At 66.0% G+C, this 26111-nt stretch carries 24 protein-coding genes; 10 read left to right on the plus strand and 14 right to left on the minus strand.

Annotated elements, in window-relative coordinates; genetic code table 11:
* Positions 1–105 precede the first annotated feature (105 nt).
* The 3 genes from NF551_RS03175 to NF551_RS03185 all read right to left on the minus strand — a co-directional run bounded on the left by NF551_RS03175 (position 106) and on the right by NF551_RS03185 (position 2629).
* On the minus strand, positions 106–1011 hold the full coding sequence (locus NF551_RS03175) for a ribokinase (protein WP_227897611.1): 906 nt from the start codon (positions 1009–1011) through the stop codon (positions 106–108).
* Complete coding sequence (gene uriH / locus NF551_RS03180) at positions 1008–1955, minus strand: uridine-preferring nucleoside hydrolase UriH (RefSeq protein ID WP_227897630.1); 948 nt, start codon at positions 1953–1955, stop codon at positions 1008–1010. Before uriH ends, NF551_RS03175 begins: the two co-directional genes overlap by 4 nt.
* A gap of 83 nt (positions 1956–2038) precedes the next feature.
* Positions 2039–2629, minus strand: coding sequence for a GNAT family N-acetyltransferase (locus NF551_RS03185; RefSeq protein WP_227897612.1), 591 nt, complete (start codon positions 2627–2629; stop codon positions 2039–2041).
* Between the two features lie 110 nt (positions 2630–2739).
* Here NF551_RS03185 and NF551_RS03190 point away from each other — a divergent pair, with 110 nt between their 5' ends.
* A complete protein-coding gene (locus NF551_RS03190; protein ID WP_227897613.1) occupies positions 2740–3399 on the plus strand; it encodes a CE1759 family FMN reductase in 660 nt (219 codons plus the stop codon).
* A 5-nt stretch (positions 3400–3404) separates the two neighbouring features.
* Here the strand turns inward: NF551_RS03190 and NF551_RS03195 are convergent, their stop codons facing one another.
* Positions 3405–4202 carry a cyclase family protein gene (locus tag NF551_RS03195; protein WP_227897614.1) on the minus strand — a complete coding sequence of 266 codons (798 nt, stop codon included), beginning with the start codon at positions 4200–4202 and terminating at the stop codon, positions 3405–3407.
* 179 nt (positions 4203–4381) lie between these two features.
* On the opposite strand from NF551_RS03195, the gene NF551_RS03200 reads away from it, so the two are divergent.
* Positions 4382–6049: a thiamine pyrophosphate-binding protein gene (locus NF551_RS03200; protein ID WP_423722584.1), complete on the plus strand. Its 1668-nt coding sequence runs from the start codon at positions 4382–4384 to the stop codon at positions 6047–6049.
* 26 nt (positions 6050–6075) lie between these two features.
* Here the strand turns inward: NF551_RS03200 and NF551_RS03205 are convergent, their stop codons facing one another.
* From NF551_RS03205 to NF551_RS03220, 4 genes are all read right to left on the minus strand, one after another.
* The gene (locus NF551_RS03205; RefSeq protein ID WP_227897615.1) at positions 6076–6528 is read right to left on the minus strand and encodes a MarR family winged helix-turn-helix transcriptional regulator; all 453 of its coding nucleotides are present in this window, start codon (positions 6526–6528) and stop codon (positions 6076–6078) included.
* 43 nt (positions 6529–6571) lie between these two features.
* Complete coding sequence (locus tag NF551_RS03210) at positions 6572–6847, minus strand: hypothetical protein (protein WP_227897616.1); 276 nt, start codon at positions 6845–6847, stop codon at positions 6572–6574.
* Between the two features lie 179 nt (positions 6848–7026).
* Positions 7027–10347, minus strand: coding sequence for a DEAD/DEAH box helicase (locus tag NF551_RS03215; protein ID WP_227897617.1), 3321 nt, complete (start codon positions 10345–10347; stop codon positions 7027–7029).
* A gap of 167 nt (positions 10348–10514) precedes the next feature.
* Positions 10515–11291 carry a sulfite exporter TauE/SafE family protein gene (locus NF551_RS03220; protein WP_341482287.1) on the minus strand — a complete coding sequence of 259 codons (777 nt, stop codon included), beginning with the start codon at positions 11289–11291 and terminating at the stop codon, positions 10515–10517.
* Between the two features lie 131 nt (positions 11292–11422).
* Here NF551_RS03220 and NF551_RS03225 point away from each other — a divergent pair, with 131 nt between their 5' ends.
* The gene (locus NF551_RS03225) at positions 11423–12025 is read left to right on the plus strand and encodes a rhodanese-like domain-containing protein (RefSeq protein ID WP_227897618.1); all 603 of its coding nucleotides are present in this window, start codon (positions 11423–11425) and stop codon (positions 12023–12025) included.
* Positions 12022–12783, plus strand: coding sequence for a sulfite exporter TauE/SafE family protein (locus NF551_RS03230; RefSeq protein ID WP_227897619.1), 762 nt, complete (start codon positions 12022–12024; stop codon positions 12781–12783). The genes NF551_RS03225 and NF551_RS03230 overlap by 4 nt, the downstream gene beginning before the upstream one ends.
* Before the next feature lie 68 nt (positions 12784–12851).
* Here the strand turns inward: NF551_RS03230 and NF551_RS03235 are convergent, their stop codons facing one another.
* Positions 12852–14243: an MBL fold metallo-hydrolase gene (locus NF551_RS03235; protein ID WP_227897620.1), complete on the minus strand. Its 1392-nt coding sequence runs from the start codon at positions 14241–14243 to the stop codon at positions 12852–12854.
* A 224-nt stretch (positions 14244–14467) separates the two neighbouring features.
* On the opposite strand from NF551_RS03235, the gene NF551_RS03240 reads away from it, so the two are divergent.
* The 4 genes from NF551_RS03240 to NF551_RS03255 all read left to right on the plus strand — a co-directional run bounded on the left by NF551_RS03240 (position 14468) and on the right by NF551_RS03255 (position 18312).
* A complete protein-coding gene (locus NF551_RS03240) occupies positions 14468–14995 on the plus strand; it encodes a gluconokinase (RefSeq protein ID WP_227897621.1) in 528 nt (175 codons plus the stop codon).
* Positions 14996–15027: 32 nt separating this feature from the next.
* Positions 15028–16431, plus strand: a complete 1404-nt coding sequence (locus NF551_RS03245; RefSeq protein WP_227897622.1) for a GntP family permease — start codon at positions 15028–15030, stop codon at positions 16429–16431.
* 72 nt (positions 16432–16503) lie between these two features.
* Positions 16504–17265, plus strand: a complete 762-nt coding sequence (locus NF551_RS03250; RefSeq protein ID WP_227897623.1) for an SDR family oxidoreductase — start codon at positions 16504–16506, stop codon at positions 17263–17265.
* Between the two features lie 9 nt (positions 17266–17274).
* Positions 17275–18312 carry an L-idonate 5-dehydrogenase gene (locus NF551_RS03255; protein WP_227897624.1) on the plus strand — a complete coding sequence of 346 codons (1038 nt, stop codon included), beginning with the start codon at positions 17275–17277 and terminating at the stop codon, positions 18310–18312.
* A 17-nt stretch (positions 18313–18329) separates the two neighbouring features.
* On the opposite strand, the gene NF551_RS03260 is transcribed toward NF551_RS03255, so the two are convergent.
* The 3 genes from NF551_RS03260 to ppk2 form a co-directional block, all read right to left on the minus strand.
* Entirely contained in the window at positions 18330–20351 is a 2022-nt protein-coding gene (locus tag NF551_RS03260; RefSeq protein WP_252604979.1) for an HNH endonuclease, read from the minus strand.
* A 234-nt stretch (positions 20352–20585) separates the two neighbouring features.
* A complete protein-coding gene (locus tag NF551_RS03265) occupies positions 20586–21332 on the minus strand; it encodes a FadR/GntR family transcriptional regulator (protein WP_227895468.1) in 747 nt (248 codons plus the stop codon).
* Positions 21333–21385: 53 nt separating this feature from the next.
* Positions 21386–22405: a polyphosphate kinase 2 gene (ppk2, locus tag NF551_RS03270; protein ID WP_227895467.1), complete on the minus strand. Its 1020-nt coding sequence runs from the start codon at positions 22403–22405 to the stop codon at positions 21386–21388.
* 108 nt (positions 22406–22513) lie between these two features.
* Here ppk2 and NF551_RS03275 point away from each other — a divergent pair, with 108 nt between their 5' ends.
* Entirely contained in the window at positions 22514–23452 is a 939-nt protein-coding gene (locus tag NF551_RS03275; RefSeq protein ID WP_423721560.1) for a GmrSD restriction endonuclease domain-containing protein, read from the plus strand.
* Positions 23453–23974: 522 nt separating this feature from the next.
* Here the strand turns inward: NF551_RS03275 and NF551_RS03280 are convergent.
* Positions 23975–24925 carry a CAP domain-containing protein gene (locus NF551_RS03280; RefSeq protein WP_227895466.1) on the minus strand — a complete coding sequence of 317 codons (951 nt, stop codon included), beginning with the start codon at positions 24923–24925 and terminating at the stop codon, positions 23975–23977.
* Between the two features lie 194 nt (positions 24926–25119).
* Here NF551_RS03280 and NF551_RS03285 point away from each other — a divergent pair, with 194 nt between their 5' ends.
* Complete coding sequence (locus NF551_RS03285) at positions 25120–25641, plus strand: GNAT family N-acetyltransferase (RefSeq protein WP_227895465.1); 522 nt, start codon at positions 25120–25122, stop codon at positions 25639–25641.
* Here the strand turns inward: NF551_RS03285 and NF551_RS03290 are convergent.
* Entirely contained in the window at positions 25638–26081 is a 444-nt protein-coding gene (locus NF551_RS03290; RefSeq protein WP_227895464.1) for a nitroreductase family deazaflavin-dependent oxidoreductase, read from the minus strand. The two genes, NF551_RS03285 and NF551_RS03290, sit on opposite strands and share 4 nt — an antisense overlap.
* Between the last annotated feature and the right edge of the window lie 30 nt (positions 26082–26111).

Consider the following 26111-nt stretch of genomic DNA (forward strand, 5'->3'; position numbering starts at 1 on the left):
GGACAGAAGACAGCATAGTTACCATCCGTCACTTCTGCCTCCCCAAAACGGCTGAGTTTCCGCGAAATCCGCCCTATAGGAGTTTTTTGACCTGCTCCGGAAGGACTAGTTCAGTGTTGCCAGCGCCGGGTAGGAGGTCTGCGCGCCGGGTCCGGCCGCGGCCAGGGCTGCGGCGCGGGATGCGAACGCCGCGGCCTCGGCGAGCGTGCTTCCACGGGCCAGGCGTGCCGCCACCGCTGCCGTGAAAGCATCGCCGCACCCGGTGGTGTCCACGGCATCCACGGGTGTTGCCGGGATCGCCTGCACGGCAGGTTGGGAGGACGGATCCAGGACTACCGACCCGCCGGCTCCGAGGGTGACCACGGCGCGGCCGATACCGCGTGTGGCCAGTGACTGGGTTACTGCTGGCCAGTCGGCCGCGGGATCGCCGATTCCGCTGAGCTGGCCTGCCTCATGGACATTCACCAGCAGGACGTCGGTCAGGGCGAGCAAATCCCGCGGAACGTCCCGGTAAGGGGAGAGGTTCAGCAGGACCTGCGCTCCGGCTGAATGCGCGCTCTCGGCCGCGGCCACGACCGTTTCGAGCGGTACTTCCAGGCTGAGGCACAGCACCGCAGCGTCCGTAAAGAGGGACGCCGGCAGGTCACTTCCCTGGAGGGTCCCGTTGGCTCCGGGGGAGACGATGATGGTGTTCTCGCCGGCAGCGTCGACCACGATCATGGCCGTCCCGGTAGCGGTCCCTTCCCGGCGGACAACTGCCGAGATGTCCACTCCGGCGCCGGCAGCCGCTTCCAGCAGCAGATCGCCGTGGCCATCGGCACCAACCGCGCCGCAGAGCACGACGTCGGCACCCAGGATCGCGGCAGCAGCCGCCTGGTTGGCACTTTTACCGCCAGGAACGATCACCAGTTCCGAACCGGTAAGGGTTTCACCGGGCTGGGGGAACCGCTCGGTGCGTACTGTCAGGTCGGCATTAAGCGAGCCGACCACCACAACCTTGTTCCCGCTCACGCCTGGACCTCCCCGATCCGTTCGAGGGCGTCGATTACCAGGTCCCAGAACCGCTCGTGGTCAAGGTCCATGGCCACCGACGTCGTGCAGTCAGCCGGTGCAGGGGCCCGGAAATCGGCCACGGTCATGCCGAGGGTCTTGGTGCCCGTCAATTCGACATCGAGCGGAACCCGGCGGGTGGTCATGACCTTTGGGTCAATCACCAGGGCCACGGCACAGGGATCGTGCACGGGAGGGGCCGCAAAGCCCTGCGCGTCGCGGTAGGACGTGCGGAAGAATTCGAGCAGTTCTCCGACGAACGTGGCCGGAGCGGTGCCGACTGCTGCGATCCGCTGGACGACGTCGTCGGTCGCGAGTGCCTGGTGCGTCAGGTCCAGCCCGACCATCGTCAGCGGCCACTTCTCGTGGAAGACAATATGGGCGGCTTCGGGGTCGATGATGATGTTGAACTCGGCCACGGCGGACCAGTTGCCGGTGTGGTAGCCGCCGCCCATCAGCACCACCTCCTTCACCCGCTGCGCGATCCGGGGTTCCTTGCGGACCGCCAGGGCAATGTTGGTGAGCGCGCCGGTGGGCACCAGGGTGACGGTTCCGGGCTCGTGGGACATCACCGTGTCGATGATCAGGTCCACTGCATGCCGGGAATCGAGCTCGATGGCCGGCTCGGGAAGGACCGGCCCGTCCAGCCCGGATTCTCCGTGGATGTCCGGTGCGGTTTCCACCGTGCGGACCAGCGGGCGGGCGCAGCCGGCGGCGAAGGGCACATCGGTGATTCCGGCGACGCGGGCCACGGAGAGCGCATTCCGCGTGACCTTCTCCAGGGTCTGGTTACCCATCACCGTGGTCACGGCCAGGAGCTCGATCTCCGGGTTTCCGTGGGCCAGCAGGAGGGCAATGGCATCGTCGTGGCCGGGATCGCAGTCCAGGATGATCTTTTGCGGCATAGCTGTGGTGCTCATGTCTTTCGGTGCGGGGGCGCCTCAACGGGCACCGGGTCTGCCCTCAATCATAGGGAACTGCGCAGCGGTCAGCGGGTGGCGAGGCGGTGCTTCAAGCCGAGCCGGACCGAGGACCACTCGCTGTCCAGGATGGAAAAGACGACGACGTCGCGCCGGGAACCGTCCACCCACAGTTCGTTGCTGCGCAGCACTCCGTCCTGCTTGGCGCCCAGCCGGGCAATAGCGGTCCGGGACGCATAGTTGTGCCAGTGCGTCCGGAACTCCACAGCGATGCAGTCGAGTTCTTCAAAGGCCCGCGTGAGCAGCAGGTATTTGGTCTCGGCATTGATCGAGGTCCGCTGCGCGCTCTCGGCAAGCCAGGTGGAGCCGATCTCCAACCGGCGGTGCTCGGCCTTGATGTTCATGTACGTGGTCATGCCGCAGAGCTTTCCGGTGTCCAGGCGGCGGATGGCCCACGGTGCCATGGTCCCGGCTGCCTGGTGTGAAAGCCGCGCCTGGACCTCCGCTGCCATTCCCACCGGAGCAGGGATCCGCGTGTACCAAAGCTTCCAGAGTTCCCCGTCTTCGACCGCCTCAACCAGCTCGGGAACGTGGGCCTCCTCCAGCGGTTCAAGCCGTACGGTGCGGCCTTGCAGGGTAACGGGCGTGGAGAAGCTCATGGGCTCATCCTAGGGGTGGCGCCGGCGGGGGAATAAGAACGGCGTACCGGCAGTTCACCCATTAGATGCAAAAGCATGAAAATAGGCAGGCGTTACCGAAAGGGGCCGTTGTGGCCAAGCGCAGGATAGTCATCATCACCGCTGGGCTGGGTGTGCCCTCTTCCAGCCGCATGCTGGCCGACCAGCTGGGCGCCGCAGCCAGGGACGTGCTGACGGAGGCAGGGATCGACGCTGCCGTCACTACCCATGAGCTGCGTGAGTACGCAGTGGACATCGCGAACACCATGGTCGCCGGGTATGCACCGCCGAACCTGGAGGCGCTGCTCAACGAAGTGATCGACGCCGACGCGCTCATTGCGGTGACGCCGGTCTTCACGGCCTCGGTGTCCGGACTCTTCAAGTCCTTCTTCGACGTGATCGACAAGGACTCGCTGGACGGCAAGCCCGTGCTGATCGGGGCCACCGGCGGCAGCGCCCGGCACTCGATGGTGCTCGATTTCGCCATGCGGCCGCTGTTCGGATACCTCCGCGCCCGGCTGGTGCCCACCGCCGTCTACGCCGCGCCGGAAGACTGGGGAGCCGGTGCTTCCGGAGCCGCCGGCCTGGACCGCCGGGTGCGGCAGGCCGGCGCGGAACTGGCAGGCCTGCTGCGCGGCGGGACCGGCCTGCAGCAGGAGACTGCTCCCGCAGCGCCGGGCCGGACTGCGGTGCACGGCTCGATGGAGTCGCTGCCGTTCGAGGAGCTGCTGGCCCAGACCCAGCGGCGGTAGAGCGGCTAAGACCGTTCCACGAAGGCGAGCACGCGTGCCGGGCTGGCAGTGCCGCCAACGATCTTCAGCGGTGACACCACAACCATGGCGCCGGTGGCCGGCAGCTGGGCGAGGTTCTGGAGCAGCGTGACGCCGTACTTGTTGTTGCCGAGCAGGTAGTAATGGGCAGGGAACGGCGGGTCGAACGCGCCCGCATTGCCCGCGTCGATCCCCACCGTCTCAACGCCCAGTCCGGCGATCGGGGTTTCCTCCGCCAGCCATTTGGCGCATGCTGCGGAAATCCCCGGCGTGTGGGAACCGGTCTCGTCGATGTTCAGGAAGGCATCGGCGTCGTCCACGAATTTGTCCCAGCCGGTGCGCAGCAGCAGCCAGCCGCCGTCGGGCAGCGCTCCGTGCTCCGCTTCCCACGCCTTGATATGTTCCGGCTCCACCAGGAAATCGGGGTCCGCCGCAGCTTCGGCGCTGAAGTCCAGGACAACGGCGGGACCGGTCAGGCGCTTGACCGGGATCTCGGACACGTCGTCGCCGTCGCGTCCCGTGACCCAGTGCGACGGCGCATCCACGTGGGTGCCGATGTGCTCACCGGTATGGATGTTGTGGTGCTTCCAGAACGGACCTGGTTCATTGAAGGCGCTGACCTCTTCGAGGCTGAAGTCGATCAGGTTCACGAACGGATCCGGCAGCTTCAGCGTCGGGATCTCACTGCTCAGGGGCGCCGTGAGGTCCACGATCTCCAGCGTTCCGCCGTCGAGGGCGCCGAGGAAGTCCTGGATCACACCGGGGTTGATGCTGTTCTGCGCCATGTTCGGGTCCTGTCCTGCGGTTGCGGAAATGTTTGCCTGAGAATACCTCCCACGCCCCGCCGGAGCGGCAAAAGCGAAGTTCTGTGCCGAATCATGACGCGGGCACGGTTGGGACTGCTGCGGGCGCATCCTAGAGTCTTGGTAGGAAGTTGCGTCAGACCCAGGCAGGAGCCGCACGGATGGATCAAATGAATGTCGCCGCGCTGGTGGGCCGCACGCTCGCCAAGTTGGGGGCCGGACACGCCTTTGGCGTGGTGGGCAGCGGCAACTTCCATCTCACGAACGCCCTGCGCGGGAACGGCGTCCCTTTTACTGCCGCGCGGCATGAAGGCGGAGCTGCCACGATGGCGGACGCCTACTCCCGGATGTCCGGATTGGTCTCGGTTCTTTCCACCCATCAGGGCTGCGGCCTGAGCAACGCCGCGACCGGAATCGCTGAAGCCGCGAAGTCGCGCACCCCCATGATCGTCCTGACAGCCGACGCCGCCGGGGCTGCTGTCCGGTCGAACTTCCGGATCGACCAGGATGGTTTCGCCCGCAGCCTCGGAGCCGTTCCGGAGCGGGTGCACTCTGCCGCCAGCGCGGTTGCCGATACGGTCCGGGCGTTCCGAACAGCGCAGAACGAGCGCCGCACGGTGGTCCTCAGCGTGCCCCTGGACGTCCAGGCCCAGCCGGCACCCGACGGCACGCCGGACCGGCTGATGCCGGTTCTTCCCGGCGGCCGTATCCGGCCCGATGCCGTGCTGGTCCGCGGACTGGCCGACTGCCTCAGCCACGCGAAGCGTCCCGTGTTTGTTGCCGGACGCGGTGCCCGGGCAGCCGGATCCGAGCTGAAGATGCTCGCCGCCCACTCGGGAGCCCTGCTGGCAACATCGGCCGTAGCGAGCGGCCTCTTCGCCGGCGAGGAGTTCAACCTCGGAATCGCCGGTGGTTTCTCCACCCCGGAAACGGCCGCACTGATCAGCGAAGCTGATCTCATCATTGGGTGGGGCTGCACCCTGAATATGTGGACCATGCGCCACGGTTCCCTGATCCATCCCGACGCCGTGGTGGTGCAGGTGGACGTGGAGGACTCAGCGCTGGGAGCGAACCGCGACATCCATCTTGGCGTGCTGGGCGACTGCGCCGTCACGGCTGCCGACGTGCTCGCCGAACTGCGGGCTGTTCGTCCGGAACCCCTCGAAAACTACCGGACAGCCGATGTTGCCGGGCGCATCGCGGCGGGTTCGCGCTGGCAGGACGTGCCGGTGCAGGACATTTCAACCCCGGAGCAGATCGACCCCCGCGTGCTGACGCTGGAACTGGACCGGCTGCTGCCCGCGGAGCGCCTGGTTTCCGTGGATTCGGGCAACTTCATGGGCTATCCCTCCACCCACCTCACCGTTCCGGACGAGTTCGGGTTCTGCTTCACGCAGGCGTTCCAGTCCATTGGCCTTGGCCTGTCCACCGCGATCGGTGCCGCACTGGCCCGGCCGGACCGCCTGCCGGTCCTGGGCACCGGCGACGGCGGCTTCCTGATGGGCATCTCGGAACTCGAAACGGCAGTCCGGCTGCGGCTCCCGCTCGTCGCGATCGTCTACAACGACGCCGCCTACGGTGCCGAAGTACACCATTTTGGTGCAGCGCCCGAGCCCGTCGATATGGCTGCCGTAACCTTCCCCGACACCGACATCGCGGCCATCGCCCGCGGCTGCGGGGCGGCGGGAATTACCGTACGCAGCACCGCCGACCTGGCGGGGGTCACCGAATGGCTGGCCGGCCCGCGGGACGCTCCGCTGGTCATCGACGCCAAGATTGCCAACGACGGCGGCGCCTGGTGGCTGGCGGAGGCCTTCAAAGGCCACTAATCCCGGCTTCTCTGCCCGGCCGAGGGTTACAGGCCGGGAGTGTCCTGGTTGTCCGGGCGATCTTCCCAGCCCAAGTTGGAAGCCATGCGCTGCAGGACGGTGACCAGGGCCGCGTATTCCTCTTCGGAGACCTCGGAGGTCAGCTGTTCCCGGATCCGCTCGACGGCGCCGCGCAGGTTTTCAAGGCTGCGGGTGCCCAGGTCCGTCAGGGCATAGGTTCCGTCATTCACTTCCACCCAGCCGCTGTCGGCCAGTTCTTCGATCAGCTCGGCCGAGGTGCCGGTTTCTACGGGCGGGAAGAAAGGACGGAGCTGGTCAGCCAGTTCCTTTTCGGTGACGGGGCCGCTGGTGAGCACATTCATCATCTGCCACTGCAGGCGGGTGACTCCGTGTTCCTCAAAGCTCGCGCCGAACTGCTCATCGACGAGCTGGTCCACCAGTTTGAGCCAAAATCCTATGGGACGTTCCTGGGTAGCCATCCCCCCACTGTACAAACCAACACGGACGCTGGGAATGGCCAGCCTAGAGGCGGGCCTGCATTCCGCAGGCAGGGCAGGGTGCAGAGCGGGCCAGCTCCACGCACACCACGCAGACGGGCAGGTGGCCGTTGTCATCCCTGAGCGGCCGGTTCGGCATTTTCTTGCCGCAGTAGGGAACCGGACGGCGGGCGCGCTGCATGGCCCGCCGCTTGCAGGGGGTGCAGAAGACGTGGACCAGCTCATCGGTGTCGTCCGTCGGGGTATCCAGCGGGCGTGTGTCCGCCACCGGCGTCGGGCGGACGGCTTCCTTGAGGCTCATGTTCCTTCCTTGGCAACACTGCAGTTGCGCAGGGCTGAGTGTCCTGCAGCATTTTCCAAGGTACCGATTTCTACAATTGGTAGAAGTTGTTTCAGCCCGTCGCGAGGCGCAAGGCGGCGCGGAAACCGTGCATTTTGCTGTGCCGGATTTCACCGGCCGCTGTGGCGCGGAACGGGGAACTACTGCAGAAGTTCCCGGATATCCTCTGCGGTCAGCGCTGAACTGAACACGGCGTCGTCGTCCATCACGGAGGAGAACAGTGCAGCCTTTTGTTCCTTCAGGGCCATGACTTTTTCCTCGATGGTTCCTCTGGCCACCATCCGGTAGACCATCACCGAGCGGGTCTGGCCGATGCGGTGGGTCCGGTCCACGGCCTGCGCCTCGGTGGCAGGGTTCCACCAGGGATCGAGCAGGAACACGTAGTCGGCCTCGGTCAGGTTCAGGCCGAATCCGCCCGCTTTCAGGCTGATCAGGAAGACCGGGGCTTCGCCGTCCTTGAACCGGGAAATGACCTCGGCGCGGTTGCGGGTGGAACCGTCCAGGTATGCGTAGGGGATTCCGGCCTCCTGAAGCCGGGCTTCGGCGAGCTTGAGGAAAGACGTGAACTGGCTGAAGACCAAGGCGCGGTGCCCCTCGGCGGTGACGTCTTCGAGCTGCTCGAACAGTGCGTCCAGCTTGGCCGAGGGGACTCCGGCGTTCTCCGGATCGACCAGCGAAGCATCGAGGCTGAGCATGCGCAGCAGGGTCAGGGAGCGGAAGACGATCATCCGGTTCCGGTCCATGTCCTGCAGCAGGCCCATGAGCTTCTGCCGTTCCCGCTGCAGGTGCGTTTCATAGATCTTGCGGTGCTTGGGGCTGAGGTCCACCTCCAGCACCTGTTCCTGCTTGGCGGGAAGATCGGACGCCACGGCCTCCTTGGTCCGGCGCAGCATCAGCGGTTTGATCCGGCGGCGCAGCCGGCCCAGCTGCTCCCGGTCCTGGGACTTTTCGATGCGGCGCTGGTACTCCTCCGCGAACTTCCGTGCGGAGGGGAACAGTCCGGGCGCCACGATGGCGAACATGGACCACAGTTCCATGAGGTTGTTCTCCATCGGGGTGCCGGTGATCGCCAGCTTGAATGGTGCAGGGAGCTCCCGGGCGCACTGGCTGGCCCGGGTGGTGCGGTTCTTGACGAACTGCGCTTCGTCCAGGATCAGCCCGTCCCATTCCTGGGCGCGGTAGGCCGCAAAGTCCAGGCGGAAGACGGCGTAGGACGTCACCACGATGTCCGCCCCTGCGATCACGTCGCCGAGTTTGCGGCGGGACTTGGAGCTGGTGTCCGCGATGGACACCGTCTTCAGTCCGGGAGTGAAGCGGGCAGCTTCGGAGACCCAGTTGGGAACCACCGACGTCGGAGCCACCACGAGGAAGGGCCTGCGGGCGGGATTTTCCCCGGCCGCGGGCGCGGAGGTTGCCGGGCTGGTCTGTGCCTGGGTTTCGCGGGCCCGGGCAATGAGCGCCAGGGTTTGCAGGGTCTTGCCCAGGCCCATGTCGTCGGCGAGCACACCGCCCAGCCCGTGCTCCCACAGGAAGGCAAGCCAGTTGTAGCCTTGCACCTGGTACGGCCGAAGCTGGGCCTGAAGTCCGGCCGGAAGCGGTACCGGGTCCACTGCCTCAAGGTCCAGCAGCCCGCTGACGGCCGAACGCCACGCGGCCGCCTGCTCGGTCTCCTCGGCGAGTTCCTCCAGTTCGGCCCACAAACCGGCCTGGTACCGGCTGATCGAGAGGCCGCCGGTGTCCCACTCCTGCAGCGCCTGGGCTTCCTCGATGAGGGCGTGGAGCTTGGCGAATTCCGGCCGGTCCAGGGACATGTACGTCTTGTCCACCAGTTGGATCTTGGTCTTCCCCTTGGCCATCGCCTTGAACACGTCCGCAAAAGGCACCTGGCGGCCGTCCACCGTGATCATGACGGCCAGGTCGAACCAGTCCCGCCGGTCAGTCTCCACCGTGGTGATTTTCAGCTGCGGAGCAGACGTCAGTTCGCGGTAGTCCGGGCGCTCACCAAGGATTTCGACCCGGATGCCGTCCGTTTTCTGCAGCTTCGGAATGGTGTATTCGCTGAACTCTGCCGTGTCGATGTCGTGCAGCACGGTGTTGCGCGGGGGACCTCCCAGCACCCGTGCGGCGGACTCCAGCAGCACGGCTTCGGCGCCGACGTCGCGTGCGGCCGGGTCGCCGGGTGAGGGCTGGGTGTCCAGGGCCATCCGGGACGAGGCGGTGCCCTGCCGGTATTCGTAGTTCCAGCCCAGGGCCAGTTCATCGCCGGGCTGGAACGCCGCAGTCAGGACCAGCATCGGCGGTTCAACTTCCGGGAACTGGACCGACTCATCGCTGCTGACCACCGGGAGGACCTGGCGGAGCTTGGGGTAGAACTTCTCCAGGAACAGGGCGGTATCCGCTTCCGGGATGGTCACCGGCGCGTTGCCTGCCAGCAGGTTCCGGTCCTGCTCGGTCAGGGTCCGCGGGCTCGGCGCCAGCAGGATGGTGCCGTTGGCTGAACGGACATACAGGCCATGGGTGCCGATGACCCCTGCCGTGTCCAGGGGGTAGGGCTGGCCGTCGATTTCCAGGCTCGGCAGCAGCTGCAGCGGAGCGGTGTCCCCCGCGGCCGTGGCGCGGACATCAAGGGCCAGGACGGCCTCGGAGCCCACCTGGACGGTGACGTCCTTTTTGGTCCCCACGAACTGCACGTCGAGTCGCTGGGCTTCCTCCAACAGTTGCCACAGCAGGGGATTGGCGAAGTCATCGAGGTAGAGCCACGAGTCGTTCTGCCCGAAATATGTCACGCCGTTGGAGCGGTGCAATGCCGGGAACTGGGAGAACCAGCGGTGCTGTTCCGGGTCCAGCTTCAGTCCGTAGGTCTGGTAGGCAAGGTTGGTCCAGGCCAGGTTGTTCTTCACCCATGCTCCGCGGGCATTGCGCACTACCGGCCGGACGCCCAGCCGCCAGGCCGGAGCCCGGGATCCGCGCCGGGCGGGCGGTCCCCACACACTGGAGGACCCGCCGTCGCGCCTGCGCAGTTCGAACTGCAGGCCGAGCGGCGTGATCTGCCGCCGCTCGGGAGTGGAACTGCCCTCAAGCAGGGTTTGCAGCGATTCCTGCCAGGCCGGCACGGCGGGTTTGGCCGGGGTGCTGCGCAGCTCCTGCCGCGCAATGAGGTGCTGGGTGTTGCTCTGCAGGGCCGCCGCCGCCACATGCTTGCAGTCGTAGCCGAGGGGGCAGCTGCAATGGTTGTCTGCCAGCCGGTAGTCACCCTGCCGTTTGGGCTCAAGCACCAGCATGGTCCGGTACGGCGTGCTGGCATGGCCACGGACCCGTGCCCGCAGGACAGCCCCCGGCGCATCCCAGTCCAGGCTCTCGACGGCGCCGCCCTTGGCGTAGCTCTGGCCGCGTTGGAACGCCGTGCCGCCCACTACGCGGATGATGTCCGTGACATCCACAAGGGGCAGGGTTTCAGGCATGGAATCATCGTCTCACGCAGGGCCGACACACCCCACGCCGCGACGAAGCGGCAGGTCGCAGAGGGGAGCGGCTCCCGTTTGGCGTTTCACGCGCGCAAAGCGGTAACATCGCCCGTAACGCAGATCACAATGGCGTGATCTGCGTGCCCTCGTAGCGGCGTTGCCGCTTATGCGCGGAAGAGGGCCGGTACGGTCTGCAGCAGCACTGCCAGGGCGACAGCAAAAATGAGGGCGGCGAAAACCCGGCTGACGACGGCGTCGTTAAGGCGGTGGGCGATTCGCGCAGCTCCCAGCGAGGCGGCCATGGCTGCCGCAGCGAAGCTGAGAGTCAATGCCCAGTCAATGGAAAGCCCGTCCAGGTGTGCGGCGAAGCCGGACGCAGAGTTGATCACGATGATGACCAGGGACGTGCCAATCGCCCGGTGCATGGGAAGGCGAAGCAGCAGGGTGAGGGCGGGAATGATGAGGAAACCGCCGCCCACACCCAAAAGGCCGGTGAGGAAACCAACGGCCAGTCCGGTGGGAATGCCGCGCAGTGCCAGCTGGCCCCAGCGGTTGGCGCCCGGCTGTGACTGGACGTTGGATACCCCGGCGGCCAGCAGCATCCGCAGTCCCGCGACGATCATGATCAGGGCGAAGAACAGCATCAGCCAGTCCTTGTCCAGGCGTGCGCCGGCGGCAGCCCCCAGCCAGGAAGCCGGAATGCCTGCAGCTCCCACCAGCAGGACCAGCGGCCAGCTGACGTCCGAACGCAGCCGGGGGAGGGCTCCTGCAAGGGAGGCCAGGCCCACGACGATCAGCGAGGTAGGCACCGCCTCGGCAGGCTCCAGTCCCACCACATAGACCAGTGCGGGGACGGCAATAATCGCTCCGCCGGCGCCGACCAGGCCCACCACGGCGCCGACCAGTACGCCGACAGCCAGGCCGATCAGCACCATGTCCATGCCCGCAACATTCCCAGACAACCTGCTGTTCGAGAAGGCTTGGGAAATGGGATACCCCCGGGGGTGTTTTGCATACCCCCATGGGTATATGGGAGCGTAGGGGTACTCCCTATTCCTTTCGAAAGGACCCCATGACTGCGACGCCTGCAGCCGTAACCTCCGTTGACGCCCAGACCCTCCGCACCTGGATGCAGGACCAGGAAGACCTGATCGTCCTCGACGTCCGCTCCGCCGCCGAGTTCGAATCAATGCACATCCGCGGCTCCTATAACGTTCCGCTGCCGCTGCTCTCGGAGCACACCGATGCCTTGGCCGAACGGCTCGGCAAGCGTGTTGTACTGGTGTGCCAGTCCGGCACCCGGGCAGAACAGGCCCGCACCCGCCTGGGCGGCGCGGGCGTCGGTTTCGCCCATGTCCTGGCTGGCGGTGTCCCGGCGTTCGCAGCAGCGAACGGCGAGGTCGTCCGCGGCCAGCAGCGCTGGGACCTGGAACGCCAGGTGCGCATGGTGGCCGGCAGCGCCGTCGTGCTGGGCCTTGCCGGCGGCCGCTTTGTCTCGCCTAAGCTCCGCATGCTTGCCGGCGGCATCGGTGCCGGCCTGACTTTCTCCGCTGCCACCAACTCCTGCGCCATGGGCATGGTCCTGGCCAAGATGCCGTGGAACCGCACTTCTTCGGAGCCCACACGGGAATCGGCAATCGAGACCCTTCCCCAGCAGGGTCCTGCGGCCTCATGACCCCCACGCTCGCCCTCGTTCTTGGCCTGTCCCTGCTCATCGGCCTCTCCCTGGGGCTGCTGGGGGGAGGCGGTTCGATCCTCACGGTACCGATCCTGGTGTACATCGCCGGTTTCGGTGCGAAGGAAGCCATTGCGGCTTCGCTGTTTGTTGTGGGGGTGACCTCCGCCGTCAGCGTCATCGGGCACGCCCGCGGAGGGCGGGTCCGCTGGAAGACCGGACTGATCTTCGGTACCGCAGGTATGGCCGGAGCCTTCGGCGGCGGCCTGCTCGGCAGCCGCATCCCCGCCGTCGTGCTCATGATCGCCTTTGCGCTCATGATGATCGCGACGTCGATCGCTATGCTCCGCGGACGCCGCAAGGTCGATCCGGATAAGGCCTACACCGACCTGCCGATTCTGCGGATCCTCGCAGACGGCGCCGTCGTGGGCCTGGTGACGGGACTGGTTGGCGCCGGCGGCGGGTTCCTGGTGGTTCCGGCACTGGCGCTGCTCGGCGGCATGCCGATGGCCATGGCTGTTGGCACGTCCCTGGTGGTCATCGCCATGAAGTCCTTTGCCGGCCTGGCAGGCTACCTGACCACCGTGCAGATCGACTGGAGCCTGACCCTGGCCGTGACTGCCATGGCGATTGTTGGGTCCTTGGCCGGCGCACGGCTGATCGGGAGGATTCCCGAGGCTGCCCTGCGGAAAGCCTTCGGCTGGTTTGTCCTGGCCATGGGTGCCTTTGTCCTGGTGCAGGAGCTCACCGGCTTGTAATACCGTTTCCTGCGCAACATACAAACCCCGGCCCGCAATATGCGGACCGGGGTTAGTTTCGCCGGGGGTTAGGAAGCGTGAGCGGCAGCCCAGGCGGGGTAGGCGCCTTCCAGCTCGACGACGTCGTACCCGGCGTTGCGCAGGGCATTGCCGACGATCGAGCTGCGCATGCCGCTGGCGCAGTACGCCACAATCGTGCCATCGGAGGGCAGCTGGTCCAGGTTCCACAGGGCGCGGCCGCCGTGCAGCTGGTGCGAGCCGGGGATGTGGCCCGCGGCGTGCTCCGTGCGGGAGCGGACGTCCAGCACCATGGCTGTGTCGAACGGGTCCAGGTCCGTGGCGGAGATGGTGGCCGGCGCGGCCTGGGGGAGTCCGTCAAGGCTGGAAACGAAGCCGGCGACGTCGTCAATGCCTACGCGGGCCAGGGCATCACGAACGGCGTGGGCCTGGGCCTGATCTGCGGTGAGCAGGATCAGCGGGCGCGTGTTTTCGGACTCGGGGTCGACGGCCCAGGCTCCGAAGCTGGCAGTCTTGCCGCCGGCGGGAATGTGCAGGGCACCGGGGACGGTTCCCTTGTGCAGGTCGGCCACGCCGCGGGTGTCCACAAAGGTGGCCTTCCCGGTCTCCAAGCGGGATGCGACGTCGGTTGCGGGGATTTCCGTGAGCGGTTCACGCGGGCCCATCACTGCCGGACCCTGCTTGTTCTGCTTCTTCATGCGGGCGAAGTAAGCGTGGGCCTCGGGCTGTCCGTCGAGGAGTTCGTTGATGAAGGCCTGCTCGTCGTTGGCTGCGAGGTAGGGGCCCCACCAGGCGTACAGGCGCTCGTAACCCACGGTGGAGGACGGGATGGCGCCCAGCGCCTTGCCGCAGGCGCTGCCTGCGCCGTGGCCGGGGTGGACCTGCACGTAATCGGGCAGGGTCAGGAACTTGTCCCGCAGGCTGGCGAACATCTGCCGTGCGCCTTCGAAGCGGGTGTCAACGCCGCCGGCTGCTTCATCGAGCAGGTCGGGGCGGCCGAGGTCTCCGGCGAAGACGAAGTCACCGGAGAGCAGGTAGCCGGCCTGGTCGCTGAAGGCGCCGTCAGTGACCAGGAAGGAGAGGTGCTCTGGGGTGTGGCCCGGAGTGTGCAGCGCCTTGATGGTGAGGTTGCCGATGGTGATCGCATCGCCGTCGAACATCCGCGTGCCCTCGAAGCCGTACTGCCAGTCGGTGCCGCCTTCGCCGGAAACGTAGATGGCTGCACCGGTGGCGGCGGCGAGCTCACGCGTGCCGGAGAGGTAGTCGGCGTGGATGTGGGTTTCCGTCACCGCAGTGATCTTCATGCCGTTGGCGGCAGCAAGTTCGAGGTAGGGCGCGACGTCGCGGCGGGCGTCAACGACGATAGCCTCGCCCAGCCGCTGGCAGCCGATGAAGTAGCTGGCCTGGGCCAGGTCCTCGTCATAGATGCGTTCGATAAGCATGGGTTCCTCCGTGGGGATGGGGTTCTGTTCCCTCCACGGTAATACCCCCTAGGGTATAAACCCAAATACCCGAGGGGGTATGTGGCGGCGAGCCCCTGGGGGCTTCAATGCCAGGGGTCGCCGCTGGGCGAGCGCAGTATGCTAGCTTGGAGCTGATAAATCTGATTTATTCGCGGCGAAGCCACAGCAAATCAGATGTAATGGAGCGTCTGAGGAGTTTGGCCATGCCGTTGGCGAACAATTCGTATCCGCCTGTCGTCGTCATGGGCGTACAGGGATGCGGCAAATCCACCGCCGGACGGGCCATCGCGGCCACTCTGGGCCTGCCGTTCCTGGACGGAGATGACCTGCACCCGGCCAGCAACAAAGCCAAAATGGCCTCCGGGCACCCGCTGACCGATGAGGACCGCGAACCCTGGCTCCGTGCCATTGGCGCTGAAATCGAGGCAGGCCTGGCGAAGGGCACTGCGACAGTGGTTGCCTGTTCCGCCCTGAAGCGGCAGTACCGGGACCTCATCCGTTCCTACGCGCCGACTGTGCAGTTCGTTCACTTGGACGGTTCGCGCGAACTGATCGCCGAACGCCTCTCCAAGCGCGACCACGAGTACATGCCGCCGACCCTGCTGGACTCCCAGTTCGCCACCCTTGAACCTCTCGGCGATGACGAGGCCGGAATCCGGCTGGACATCACGCTGAGCCTTGGCGAGATTGCCGCTGCAGCGGCAGCCGCCGTCGAACCCTCCGGGCACTAACCCGGTTCACTCACCCACCTGATAGGACAACGATGACCGATCTCGAGCTCAATTGGACGCTGGGTACGCCCGGCCTCCTGTTGATCGCCGTCGCAGCCATTGCACTGCTGCTGGTGATGATCATGAAGTTCCGCATCCACGCCTTCCTGGCGCTGATCGTGGTCAGCCTGCTCACCGCCGTCGCCACCGGTATTCCGGCCGGCTCCATTGTGCCCACGCTGCTCAGCGGCTTCGGGACCACCCTGGGCAGCGTCGCGCTGCTGGTTGGCCTGGGCGCGATGCTCGGACGCATGCTGGAAGTTTCCGGCGGTGCGGAGGTCCTGACCAACGCGCTCATCAACAAGTTCGGGCAGAAGCGGGCCTCGCTGGCGCTTTCCGTGGCCTCGCTGATGTTCGGCTTCCCCATCTTCTTCGACGCCGGCCTTGTGGTCATGCTGCCGATTATCTTCACCGTTGCACGCCGCATGGGCGGGTCGCTGCTGACCTACGCTTTCCCGGCCGCTGCCGCGTTCTCCGTCATGCACGTGTTTGTCCCGCCGCACCCCGGCCCGGTGGCAGCTACCGGGCTGCTGGGTGCTGATATCGGCCTGGTGCTGATCTTCGGCCTGCTCATTGCCATTCCCACCTGGTACCTGACCGGCTACCTCTTCGGACACTTCCTGGGCCGCAAGTTCAACATCCCCGTGCCGGCGATTCTGGATGCCCCGAAGGGTTCCGCGGAAGAGGAATTCCGTTCCGCTCCGAGCCTTGGTGCGATCGTCACCCTGCTGCTGCTTCCGTTCTTCCTCATCTTCCTGAACACCGGCCTGAACATGGCAGCCACTGCGGAGCTGGTCTCCCTGGAGGACACCTGGGTCCAGATCCTGCGTACGCTCGGTGAGACTCCGGTTGCCCTGCTCATCACCGTCTTCCTGGCGATGTGGCTGCTCGGCCGCCGCCAGGGCAAAAAGGCCACGCTCATCGAGACCGTTGTGGATTCGGCCCTCGGCCCGGTCTGCTCGATCATCCTGATCACCGGTGCCGGCGGCATGTTCGGCGGCGTGCTGCGCGCCAGCGGGATTGGCGACGCGATTGCCGGCTCCCTCGACGCCATTGGCCTGCCGGTCATCGTTGCCGGCTTCGTCATTGCCGCAATCATCCGGCTGGCACAGGGTTCCGCCACGGTGGCCCTGACCACAGCCGCTGCCCTGGTGCAGCCGGTGGTCCTGGACAATCCGGAGTTCAACGCCGTGCAGACGGTCGCGATCGTGCTGTCCCTGGCCGCGGGCTCGGTCTTCGCCGGCCACGTCAACGACTCCGGTTTCTGGCTGGTCAGCCGGTTCTTCCAGATGGACACCAAGACCACGCTGAAGACCTGGACCGTTGGCCAGGCGCTCATCGGCGTCGTCGGCTTCATCCTGGCACTGGCGATCTACCTGATCGCGTCAGGGTTCTAGCAATCCGCAACGGCCGGGAACAGCAGCTGCTGTTCCCGGCCGTTGCGCTACCACGCACCCCTGGAGGGACACATGTTTGATATTTCCGGCCGGATCGCACTGGTCACCGGATCGAGCCGGGGGATCGGGAACGCGATTGCCCGCGGGCTGGCAGGTGCCGGCGCGATCGTGGTCCTGAACGGGCTCGACGGCGACCGGCTGGAGGCAGCGCGGGCTTACCTGGCCGCCGAATTCGGACCCGGGAAGGTCTTCGCCAGACAGTTCGATGTCACCGACGCGCAGGCTGCGGCCGACGGCGTCGCCTGGGTAGAGCGTGAAGTTGGTCCCCTGGCCATCCTGGTGAACAACGCCGGAGTCCAGCACCGGGTGCCGATGCTGGACCTGGAGGTCGAGGACTGGGAACGGGTGATCCGCACCAACCTGACCAGCGCTTTCCTAGTAGGACGAGAAGCTGCACGGCACATGATTCCGCGCGGTGCCGGGAAGATCATCAACATTGCCTCGGTCCAGGCCGATCTCGCGCGGCCGACCATAGCGCCGTACACGGCATCAAAGGGCGGGATCCGGAACCTGACCCGGGCGATGACGGCTGAATGGGCAGGATCCGGGCTGCAGATCAATGCCATCGCGCCGGGATACATCCACACTGAGATGACGCAGAACCTCGTCGATGATGAGGAGTTCAATTCGTGGATTCTGGGCAGGACTCCGGCGGGTCGCTGGGGCACTGTGGAGGACATCATTGGCCCGGCGATCTGGCTGGCCTCCGATGCGTCGAACTTCGTCAACGGTCAGGTCGTCTTTATCGACGGCGGCATGACCACGGTGGTGTAGGGGGCTCTTGTGAATTCAGTTTTGGGTGTCGTGGCGCACGGGGCGGGCGACCTGCGGGTAGAACCTGTGGCGCCGGCGGAGCCGGCTGCTGATGAAGCTGTCGTGGAGATCGCCTATGGCGGGATCTGCGGATCGGACCTGCATTACTGGCAGCACGGTGCTGCGGGGGAGTCCATCCTGAAGGCGCCGATGCTGCTCGGACATGAAGTCGTGGGGCGTGTGTTCCGTGCTGCAGCCGACGGCTCGGGGCCGGTGGCGGGAACTGCCGTGGCCGTGCATCCGGCGACGCCGGGTCCAGGCGACGGGTCCAGGTATCCCGAGGACCGGCCGAACCTGTCGCCCGGCTGCACGTATTTGGGCAGCGCTGCGCGGTTCCCGCATACGGAGGGGGCCTTTGCCCGGTTCGTGAACCTTCCGGTGCGGATGCTCCGGGTGCTGCCGGAGAACCTGCCGCTGCGCCGTGCAGCACTGGTGGAACCTGCGGCTGTGGCCTGGCATGCGGTTTCTCGTGCCGGGGATGTGCGGGGCAAACGTGTGCTGGTGACTGGTTCCGGACCTATTGGAGCGCTCATTACCGCCGTGCTTCGGGCACGCGGCGCCGGTGAGATCATCACGACGGACATGCACGAGTTCCCGCTGGAGACCGCCCGGGCTGTTGGAGCCGACCGCAGCCTGCTGGCGACGGATGCCGAGGGTATTGCTGCCGTGGATGCCGACATCTGCTTCGAGTCCTCGGGCAGTTACCGCGGTCTGATGTCCGCGGTACAGGGAGCAACCCGCGGCGGCCGGGTTGTCATGGTGGGGCTGTTGCCTTCGGGGGAGCAGCCTGCGCTGATCTCCCTGGCAATCACGCGGGAACTGGAGCTGGTCGGTTCCTTCCGGTTCAACGACGAGATCGACGATGTCATTTCTGCCCTCGCCGACGGGAGCCTGCAAGCTGACCCGGTGATCACCCACGAATTTGCGGTCCAGGAGGCGCTGGAGGCGTTCGAAGTGGCCAGGGACGCTTCGGCTAGCAGCAAGGTTCTTCTGCGCTTCGACGACTGAGGGCAGGCTCCGATGGGTCAGCCGGATACATCTAGGGGAGTATCGCGTCCAGGGGAGTATCGCGTTCCGGGAGCGCCGCGTCCCAGTGGGCTCAACGGGCCTGGTCGGCTGCCCGGCAGCGGCGGTGCCGTGGAGGTGTAGGTGTGGCCGGTGGGTGTGGTGATCCGGACAATGTGCCGACCTCCGGACGTTTGGCAGGGCGCCCCGGCCGCATTCGCTGCCGCTGATTGACCCGCCGGCCCGTTCACCCCCGACGGCACCCCATTGATTGGTGTTGCGTTCCAACCGGGTGCTTCTTTGGCCTGGTTGCAGGCTTCGCAGAGTCCCTGTCCGTTGATGTAACTGGTTGGTCCGCCCGCGGCGGAGGATCGGATGTGGTCGATGTGCCGGATCGGTGCGTCGCACCAGGGAGTGCGGCAGGTTTGGTCCCTGGTGCGGATCAGCCGTGCCAGGCCTGCAGGGAATGCGCGGGCCTTGGATTCCATTGCGGCCAGTTCCCCGGAAACCGGGTCAAGATACAGGCGGCGCAGGCTGACCAGGGATGGATGCTCCGGCGGAGATTCTTGGCTGGAGGATTCCGCATCCGGCAACCCTGATGTGCCCCGCAGTTGTTGGTTGGATGAGCCTCCGACTGGTGGTGAAGCCTCTCGGCGTCCGCCTGGCGGTGAAGCCTCTCGGCCGCAGATCCCTAGTCCCAGTCCTGAACGGATCAGTTCCCTCGCCCACGAGCCGGGGACGATCCCGTACCCCGGGAAGTAGGCCGGTGCCTCTGGGAGCGATGGCCGTGCTCCGAAGGCCCGGTCCCCAGAAGATCCGTTCTCAGGGACCCCGTTCCCGTTCCCAGGGACCCCGTTCCCGTTCCCAGGGACCCCGTTCCCGCTCCCAGAGAGGCCGTTCCGACTCTCGGACGTCCCGTTCTGCATGACCGACTGCTGTGGGATCACGATCTGGGAGAGCAGGGTCCGGTCCGTGATCACCAGCTGCACCTCGACCGGTACCCGGTCCGCTGTGTCCTGGCCGGTGACGCGTTCGACGAGGGTATCGGCCATGATCTGACCCCGCCCGCGTCCGTCCCCGGATGCACGCAGGGAATCCGCTGCCCGGGACAATGCCGCATACACCGCCACTCCCTGAGCCACCGGCAGCAGACCGGTCAGGTAGGACATGGTGTCCGGCGCCGGGCGGCAGGAGACGTACCGGTCGGAGACGGCTTTGGCGTTGCGCCGGACCTGGGACGCGGGGTCAATGGTCTGGGTGATCGTGCGGATCCGGGCGATGAGTTTCCGGTCGCCGAGGCCTTCCAGGGAGGCTGGGTCCTTGCAGATCAGCTCATCGACCCGGCGCCGGTCTTCCACGTCCAGGCAGGCTGTTTCCCGGACCAGGAGCGTGGCCCGCCATTCACTGAGCACCCCGGAAGACAAAGCCGCCAGGGTGTAGGGCATTTCGTGGACCAGTGCCTTGCCGAAACCCAGGTGCCGGCTGCCCCGGTGCGGGGAATCCCGCCTCGCCAGCGCCACCTGCGATCCCACACCGCGGCCAAGATGCTCAGCCGGGACACCGGCACGGGACTGCGCCCGCCGCTGGGAGGCATCAAACGATGCCGCGGCACGGGCCTGCACCGCCGCAGCTGCAGACTTCAGTTCCTCCAGCACCCGCATCAAATCAACCAACTCGGGGTCAGCCCAGGCATCCGGGATGTCATCCGTGGTGTCCGGATCCTGGAGACAGCGCAGGCAGGCGACGACGTCGTCCAGTAACTCGTGAGTGCTGGCGGAACGAACAGCCGCCCGGCTCTCGCTGCCGAGCCAGGACGAATTCGGAACTGACGGGCCGGTCTTTTGAGGTATGGACGCCGGTAAGGAAGCGTCGAGCGCGGCAGCCCCACGGACCCCGTGAAAGAGCAAGGAGCGGGCAGGAGCCATGCCGGTAAGGGGGCCGGCGGCACGGCGGTAGGCAGCCCGTGCTCCGGGTGCTCCAGATGCTCCAGGACCCGAGGGCTTTGGCTGCTGCAACGGGGGTGCTGCTTCCATCTCCAACATGGTCGAAGGCTATGAAACGGTTTCTCGTTGAAGACCAGTAAGACCTGTCTATGTGGACAAAGACCTTTCCGCCCAGCGCGGCGCCACTATCGGGGAGGACAGGAGGAGCGGCTTCCATCGGGGAGGAAAGGAGAGCGGCAGGCTGGCCGCGCCCGCGCCGCGCCCGCGCCGCGCCCTCGCCGGGGCCTTGGCCGTACCTACGGCCAAGGCGCGCGCCCACAGCTACCCCAATAACTACCCCTCCACTACGCCCGGACGCTCCGGCTGAGTAAAGATCCGGGGTTCTTCCGCCCAGACACCCTCGACTTCAGACTTGGTCCGGCGCATGATCTGGTCCATGGCCTCGCGGGCAGCTTCAGGTTTTCCCTCCTGGACCGCGTTCGCGACGTCGACGTGCCACTGCAGTGCTTCCTCATGCGGATGGGAGGGCATGAGCCCGTAGTCGGTGCGGCCCCGGAGGACTTCGGCGATCATCGACTGCATTTGCCCGAACATCTCGTTCCCGGAAGCGGCTAGGACCAGTGCATGGAAGTGGATGTCCAGGTCCAGGAACTGCTGCAGGTCGCCGGCACGGCCTACGGCACGCATCTTGGCGGCAACAGCCATCAGCTCCGCAGCCATATCCTCGGGGGCGTGCTCGGCTGCGAGTTCGGCGGCAGCAGGCTCGACGGCGGAACGCAGTTCAGTCAGTGAGCGCAGCTGTGCACCCTTGCCGGGAACGGAGGCCAGCCGCCAGCGCACCACGAACGGGTCGAACACGTTCCAGGCGGTCTCCGGGAGAACCCGGATACCAATCCGCTTCACCGTTTCAACCAGGCCGAGGGACTGCAGCACCCGCACCGCTTCGCGTGCAACGGACCGCGAAACGCCGAGCTCAGTTTCGAGGTCTCCGGAGAGCATCGTCGACCCGGGAGCGAGCTCGCCGGAAACAATCCTGCGTCCGAGGGATTCGATGACCAGGCTGTGCAGTCGGGAACTCATGCGCGTCGTCGGGTAGCAGTCACCGTTTCATCATATGCAACAGCGGCCGTGCCTCAGGGCTGCGGCTTGACGACGGGAAACAGTCCGTCCGGCTCCTCGCCCTCCTCGTAGTGACTGGCCGCCGGACCAACGATGAGGGGATCCGGGGCGTGTGCCACGGCCCGGTCCTTGTTGGGGTATTCGACGCTGTCCAGCACGAACCGCATCGCCTCCAGCCGGGCGCGTTTCTTGTCATTCGACTTCACCACGGTCCAGGGCGCGTCACCGGTGTCCGTGTAGAAGAACATGGCTTCCTTGGCCTGCGTGTAGTCGTCCCACTTGTCCAGGCTCGCGAGGTCCGTGGGGGAGAGCTTCCACTGCTTCACCGGATCTGTTTCGCGTGCCGCAAACCGTGCCAGCTGTTCGGCCCGGCCCACGGAAAACCAGAATTTGCGCACCAGCACGCCGGAGTTCACGAGCATCCGTTCCAGTTCCGGAACCTCCCGCATGAACTCCAGGTACTGCGCCGGAGTGCAGTAGTTCATGACGCGTTCGACGCCGGCACGGTTGTACCAGGACCGGTCCATCATCACGATTTCCCCGCCGCCGGGGAGGTGGGAGACGTAGCGCTGGAAATACCACTGCGTCCGCTCCTGATCCGTGGGCTTCTCCAGGGCGACGATCCTGGAACCGCGGGGATTCAGGTGCTCATTGAACCGTTTGATCGCGCCGCCCTTCCCGGCGGCGTCGCGGCCCTCAAAGATCAGAAGCATCTTCTGGCCGGTGTCCTTGACCCACAGCTGCATCTTGAGGAGTTCAATCTGCAGCTGCCGCTTTTGCCGTTCGTAGGACCGCCGGCTGAGTTTTTTATCGTAGGGGTAGTTGTGCTGCCAGGGGGCCTCGTTGCCTTTGTCCGTAAGGACGACAGGATTCCTCGCATCCAGCTCGCCGAGTTCATCGAGTTCCGCGGCATAGTCCTCTGCGACTGAAACCCGTTCACGGCCGTTGGAATTCGCGCTGGCCTTTCCCCCGGATTTGTCCTCCGCGGGCGCCTTCTCGGAGTCAGTCTGGGTCGCGTTCTTGCCGTTGGCCATGGCCCTCCTCAGGAAGTGTGCACACCACCGAATCTACGCGGCAGCCCCGGCCAAGGGAAGGGCGCGCCGCACGCCTGCACGGCATCACCTGCGCAGCGGAGATAATTGATGGCGATGAAACACCTGCGCACCATATTGCTGTCCCTTTCCGCCCTCACGCTCCTGCTGACAGGAACAGCCTGCGTGCCGCAGGAATCACCTGCCGGCGCCATCCCGCAGCCTGCAGAAGTCCAAAGCAGCGAAGCAGGGACCACAGACGCCCAGGCGGGAACCGCGCTGGAGCAGCTGGGAACCATCGCGATCAAAGGCCGCGCCCCGAAGACCGGCTACAGCCGCGAGGAATTCGGGCCGGCCTGGGCCGACGTCGACCACAATGGCTGCGACACCCGCAACGACATCCTGGCCCGGGACCTGGTGTCTGAGGAATTCAAGCATGGAACCCAGGACTGCGTTGTCGCCTCGGGAACCTTCGCCGACCCCTACACAGGGACCACGATCAGCTTCGTGCGCGGCAACACCACCAGCACGGCCGTGCAGATCGACCATGTGGTGGCGCTGTCCGATGCCTGGCAGAAGGGTGCGCAGCAGCTCTCTGCCGAGCAGCGCAGCCAGTTCGCCAACGATCCGCTCAACCTTTTGGCCGCGGACGGTCCGGCCAATGGGGCGAAGTCGGATTCCGACGCCGCCACCTGGCTGCCGCCGAACAAGGCCTTCCGCTGCGAGTACGTCGCGCGGCAAACAGCGGTCAAGGCCGCGTACGGGCTGTGGATGACGCAGGCCGAGCACGACGCGATAGCAACTGTCCTCTCGTCCTGCCCCGAGGAACCGGTTCCGGCCCGGGAGGGCACAGCGCCGCGGACTGTGGCCGCCCAACCGGGAGCGGCTGGTCCGGGGGCAGAGGGGGCTCCGGAGGGCGCCGGCACGACGCCGGTTTATGCCAACTGCACGGCAGTCCGGGCTGCGGGAGCGGCTCCGATCCGCCCCGGGGATCCCGGCTGGGATCCGAAGTTCGACGGCGACGGCGACGGGGTCGGCTGCACGTCCTGAGAACCCCGACACTGAGAGCCCTGACGATCCCGACCCGGAAGCCTTCAACTAGCGGACAGTTCCTGTCCTGAATTTGGGTCAATGCGGACCCTAGGTGTCCTCAAAGGCGTCGTGTGTTGTTGCAGCGGCTCCTAGCGTTGTGCCCAAGCTTCTAAGCACCAGGGGCACGGAAGGGTACGTCATGGGATTGCTTGAGATAGAGCTGGCGCGGCTCGACTACCGGGAGCGTCTGGCCGACGCAGAACGGGGCAGGAGGGAGGCGGTTCGGGCCAGGTCCCTGCGGGGAAGGCCCCGGCAGGAAGCAAAGGTCGATTGGCCCGTGCTGTCATTCCACGTAGCAGGGTTCCGGTACCGGCTCTGGTTCACCCGAACGGTCTCGTTCTAGCTGCCGGTTCCTGTTCCAAACGCCAGCCATCGGCCGCCAGCTGGCAGCCGGCCTGCGGACGCACTTCGCGCCCGGCAACAGGTGCCGGGCGCGAAGTTCAGGGTGCGGGAACGCTCAACAGGGCGGGCTAGCGTCAGTTAGCGGCCGCCGCCGTGGTGCCCGCCGCCACCGCCGCCGCCGTGGTGCCCACCGCCGCCGTGGTGCCCGCCGCCGCCGTGGTGGCCGTTGTTCCAGCCAGCAGTCTGGCCGGTGTTCGGATCAGCGCCTCGTCCGGGATCGTTCCAGCCGCCGCGGTCCCCGCGGTGTCCTTCCCCACGGCCCTCGCGGCCTCCCTTCGGCCAGCAGTCCTTGCCGTCCGGAGCAGTGGGATTGTTGACGATCGGCTGCTCGGGTTCGGGACCCGGGTTCGGGACCGGTGCAGGCTCGGGAGCAGGCTCCGGGACAGGTGCCGGTTCCGGCGCGGGCTCGGGTGCAGGCTCCGGTTCCGGCGCGGGTTCGGGCGCGGGTTCGGGGACAGGCGCAGGTTCAGGCGAAGCCTCAGCACCCGGAGCAGGAACGGTTGCCGGATGGTCCGGTGAATACTGGAAGAAATTCGCCACAGCATACAATGCCTGATCCCCGTCGCTAAAGGTCACTCCAATTCCAAGCGTATTCAGATCGGGGTCGCTGAGAATCGCGTTATGGCCGGGAGAGTTTATCCACTGCTGCACAATCTCCTGGGCGCTGTGATCGGAGCGGGAAGCGATAACTTCTCCGGCCTTGCTCCATCCCGCCAGGTCGGGGGAACCGGCATAGTCCGGGTTGTGTTCGAACACCCCGGAGGAGGCCATCTGGTCCGACCAGCCCTGGGCTGTCTGGGAAACCACGGGATTGTATTGCACCGGAGCAAGTCCCTGAGCTTCTCGGAATGCGTTGATTTCCGCGAAGATCTCGGCCAGGACCTGCTCCTGCGAAGCGGTTGCGGCACCGGGCTCCATAGTCACGGCTGGAGCCAGTGAGGGCGACGCTACGGCTGCCGTACCCACTCCTCCTGCGCCAATAACGGCTGAAAGCGTAATGATGCCAAGCGATTTCTTGGTTTTATTCATAGGATGAGACCTTTCTTAGGTTGCGGTCACTATGTGGCTCATCCCCCCGCTTTTACGCTACAAAAGTGCGTCTCAAAATCACAATTCTAATTCAAATTAATGGTGTTTCAGTCATCACCCTTCCCAAGTCCAAAACAGGAACTTATAATTAGCCCGCCTAACATGTGCGGTGCGGGTTCGCTACCATTTCGCCCATGGCATCCACCCTTCTCACGCGGGACGCAACACCCGCCGACGCCGCCGCCTGCGCAGCGCTCTACGCCCCCTACGTCCTGCAGACGGCAGTGTCGTTCGAAACGGAGCCGCCCGCAGCGGAGGAGATGGCCCGGCGCATCGCCGCAGCACAGGAACGGTACGCGTGGCTCGTGGGGGAGCACGACGGCGCGGTGGCCGGCTATGCGTACGCCGGCAGCTGGCGAAGCCGGGCAGCGTACGCCCGGACAGCGGAAACCAGCATCTACGTGGCCCAGTCAGCTACGGGCACCGGTGTGGGATCTGCCCTCTACAGGGCGCTGCTGGAACGTTTGGGAAAGCTGGGCTTGCGCACCGTCGTGGCCGGCATGACCCTGCCGAACCCGGCCAGCGAGGCGCTGCATACCGCACTTGGGTTCATGCCCGTGGGAGTGTTCCGCCGAGTGGGCTGGAAGCACGGCGCCTGGCACGACGTCAGCTGGATGCAGCTGGACCTGTCCGCCGCATCCGGGGGAACGACCTAGGCTTCGACCATCCGCTCAAGCACGAACACTGGAATCTCGCGCTCAGTCCTGGCCTGGTAGTCGGCGTACGGCGGATAGGCCTCCACGGCGCGGTCCCACCAGAGCGTTTTCTCTTCGCCGGTGACTTCGCGGGCCCGCATGTCCCATTTCTGCGGACCGTCCTGCAATTCGACATGGGGATGGGACTTGACGTTGAAGTACCAGAGGGGGTGCTTCGCGGCACCGCCAAGGGAAGCGACCACCGCGTAGTCGCCGTCGTGCTCAACCCGCATCAGCGGCGTCTTGCGCAGCTTGCCGCTTTTGGCACCCTTGGTGGTCAGCAGGACCACCGGACGACCATGGAGAGTAGTGCCGCGGGTACCGCCGGAGGACTCGATTTCGGCCGCCTGGTCGCGGGAGCGTTTGGAGGTGCTGGGGACGTATTCACCGGTAAGGGGCATGCCCTCCAGTTAACACCCGATCCGGAGCGA

Source organism: Arthrobacter caoxuetaonis, assembly GCF_023921125.1.
In the GTDB taxonomy this organism is placed as follows: Bacteria; Actinomycetota; Actinomycetes; order Actinomycetales; family Micrococcaceae; genus Arthrobacter_B; species Arthrobacter_B caoxuetaonis.

Bases quoted from the DNA above. Each gene is read 5' to 3' on its own strand.
- uriH (WP_227897630.1), bottom strand. From the start codon at position 1,955: ATGCCGCAAAAGATCATCCTGGACTGCGATCCCGGCCACGACGATGCC.
- NF551_RS03185 (WP_227897612.1), bottom strand. From the start codon at position 2,629: ATGAGCTTCTCCACGCCCGTTACCCTGCAAGGCCGCACCGTACGGCTT.
- NF551_RS03195 (WP_227897614.1), bottom strand. From the start codon at position 4,202: ATGGCGCAGAACAGCATCAACCCCGGTGTGATCCAGGACTTCCTCGGC.
- NF551_RS03200 (WP_423722584.1), top strand. From the start codon at position 4,382: ATGGATCAAATGAATGTCGCCGCGCTGGTGGGCCGCACGCTCGCCAAG.
- NF551_RS03205 (WP_227897615.1), bottom strand. From the start codon at position 6,528: ATGGCTACCCAGGAACGTCCCATAGGATTTTGGCTCAAACTGGTGGAC.
- NF551_RS03210 (WP_227897616.1), bottom strand. From the start codon at position 6,847: ATGAGCCTCAAGGAAGCCGTCCGCCCGACGCCGGTGGCGGACACACGC.
- NF551_RS03215 (WP_227897617.1), bottom strand. From the start codon at position 10,347: ATGCCTGAAACCCTGCCCCTTGTGGATGTCACGGACATCATCCGCGTA.
- NF551_RS03220 (WP_341482287.1), bottom strand. From the start codon at position 11,291: ATGGACATGGTGCTGATCGGCCTGGCTGTCGGCGTACTGGTCGGCGCC.
- NF551_RS03225 (WP_227897618.1), top strand. From the start codon at position 11,423: ATGACTGCGACGCCTGCAGCCGTAACCTCCGTTGACGCCCAGACCCTC.
- NF551_RS03230 (WP_227897619.1), top strand. From the start codon at position 12,022: ATGACCCCCACGCTCGCCCTCGTTCTTGGCCTGTCCCTGCTCATCGGC.
- NF551_RS03235 (WP_227897620.1), bottom strand. From the start codon at position 14,243: ATGCTTATCGAACGCATCTATGACGAGGACCTGGCCCAGGCCAGCTAC.
- NF551_RS03240 (WP_227897621.1), top strand. From the start codon at position 14,468: ATGCCGTTGGCGAACAATTCGTATCCGCCTGTCGTCGTCATGGGCGTA.
- NF551_RS03245 (WP_227897622.1), top strand. From the start codon at position 15,028: ATGACCGATCTCGAGCTCAATTGGACGCTGGGTACGCCCGGCCTCCTG.
- NF551_RS03250 (WP_227897623.1), top strand. From the start codon at position 16,504: ATGTTTGATATTTCCGGCCGGATCGCACTGGTCACCGGATCGAGCCGG.
- NF551_RS03260 (WP_252604979.1), bottom strand. From the start codon at position 20,351: ATGTTGGAGATGGAAGCAGCACCCCCGTTGCAGCAGCCAAAGCCCTCG.
- NF551_RS03265 (WP_227895468.1), bottom strand. From the start codon at position 21,332: ATGAGTTCCCGACTGCACAGCCTGGTCATCGAATCCCTCGGACGCAGG.
- ppk2 (WP_227895467.1), bottom strand. From the start codon at position 22,405: ATGGCCAACGGCAAGAACGCGACCCAGACTGACTCCGAGAAGGCGCCC.
- NF551_RS03275 (WP_423721560.1), top strand. From the start codon at position 22,514: ATGGCGATGAAACACCTGCGCACCATATTGCTGTCCCTTTCCGCCCTC.
- NF551_RS03280 (WP_227895466.1), bottom strand. From the start codon at position 24,925: ATGAATAAAACCAAGAAATCGCTTGGCATCATTACGCTTTCAGCCGTT.
- NF551_RS03285 (WP_227895465.1), top strand. From the start codon at position 25,120: ATGGCATCCACCCTTCTCACGCGGGACGCAACACCCGCCGACGCCGCC.
- NF551_RS03290 (WP_227895464.1), bottom strand. From the start codon at position 26,081: ATGCCCCTTACCGGTGAATACGTCCCCAGCACCTCCAAACGCTCCCGC.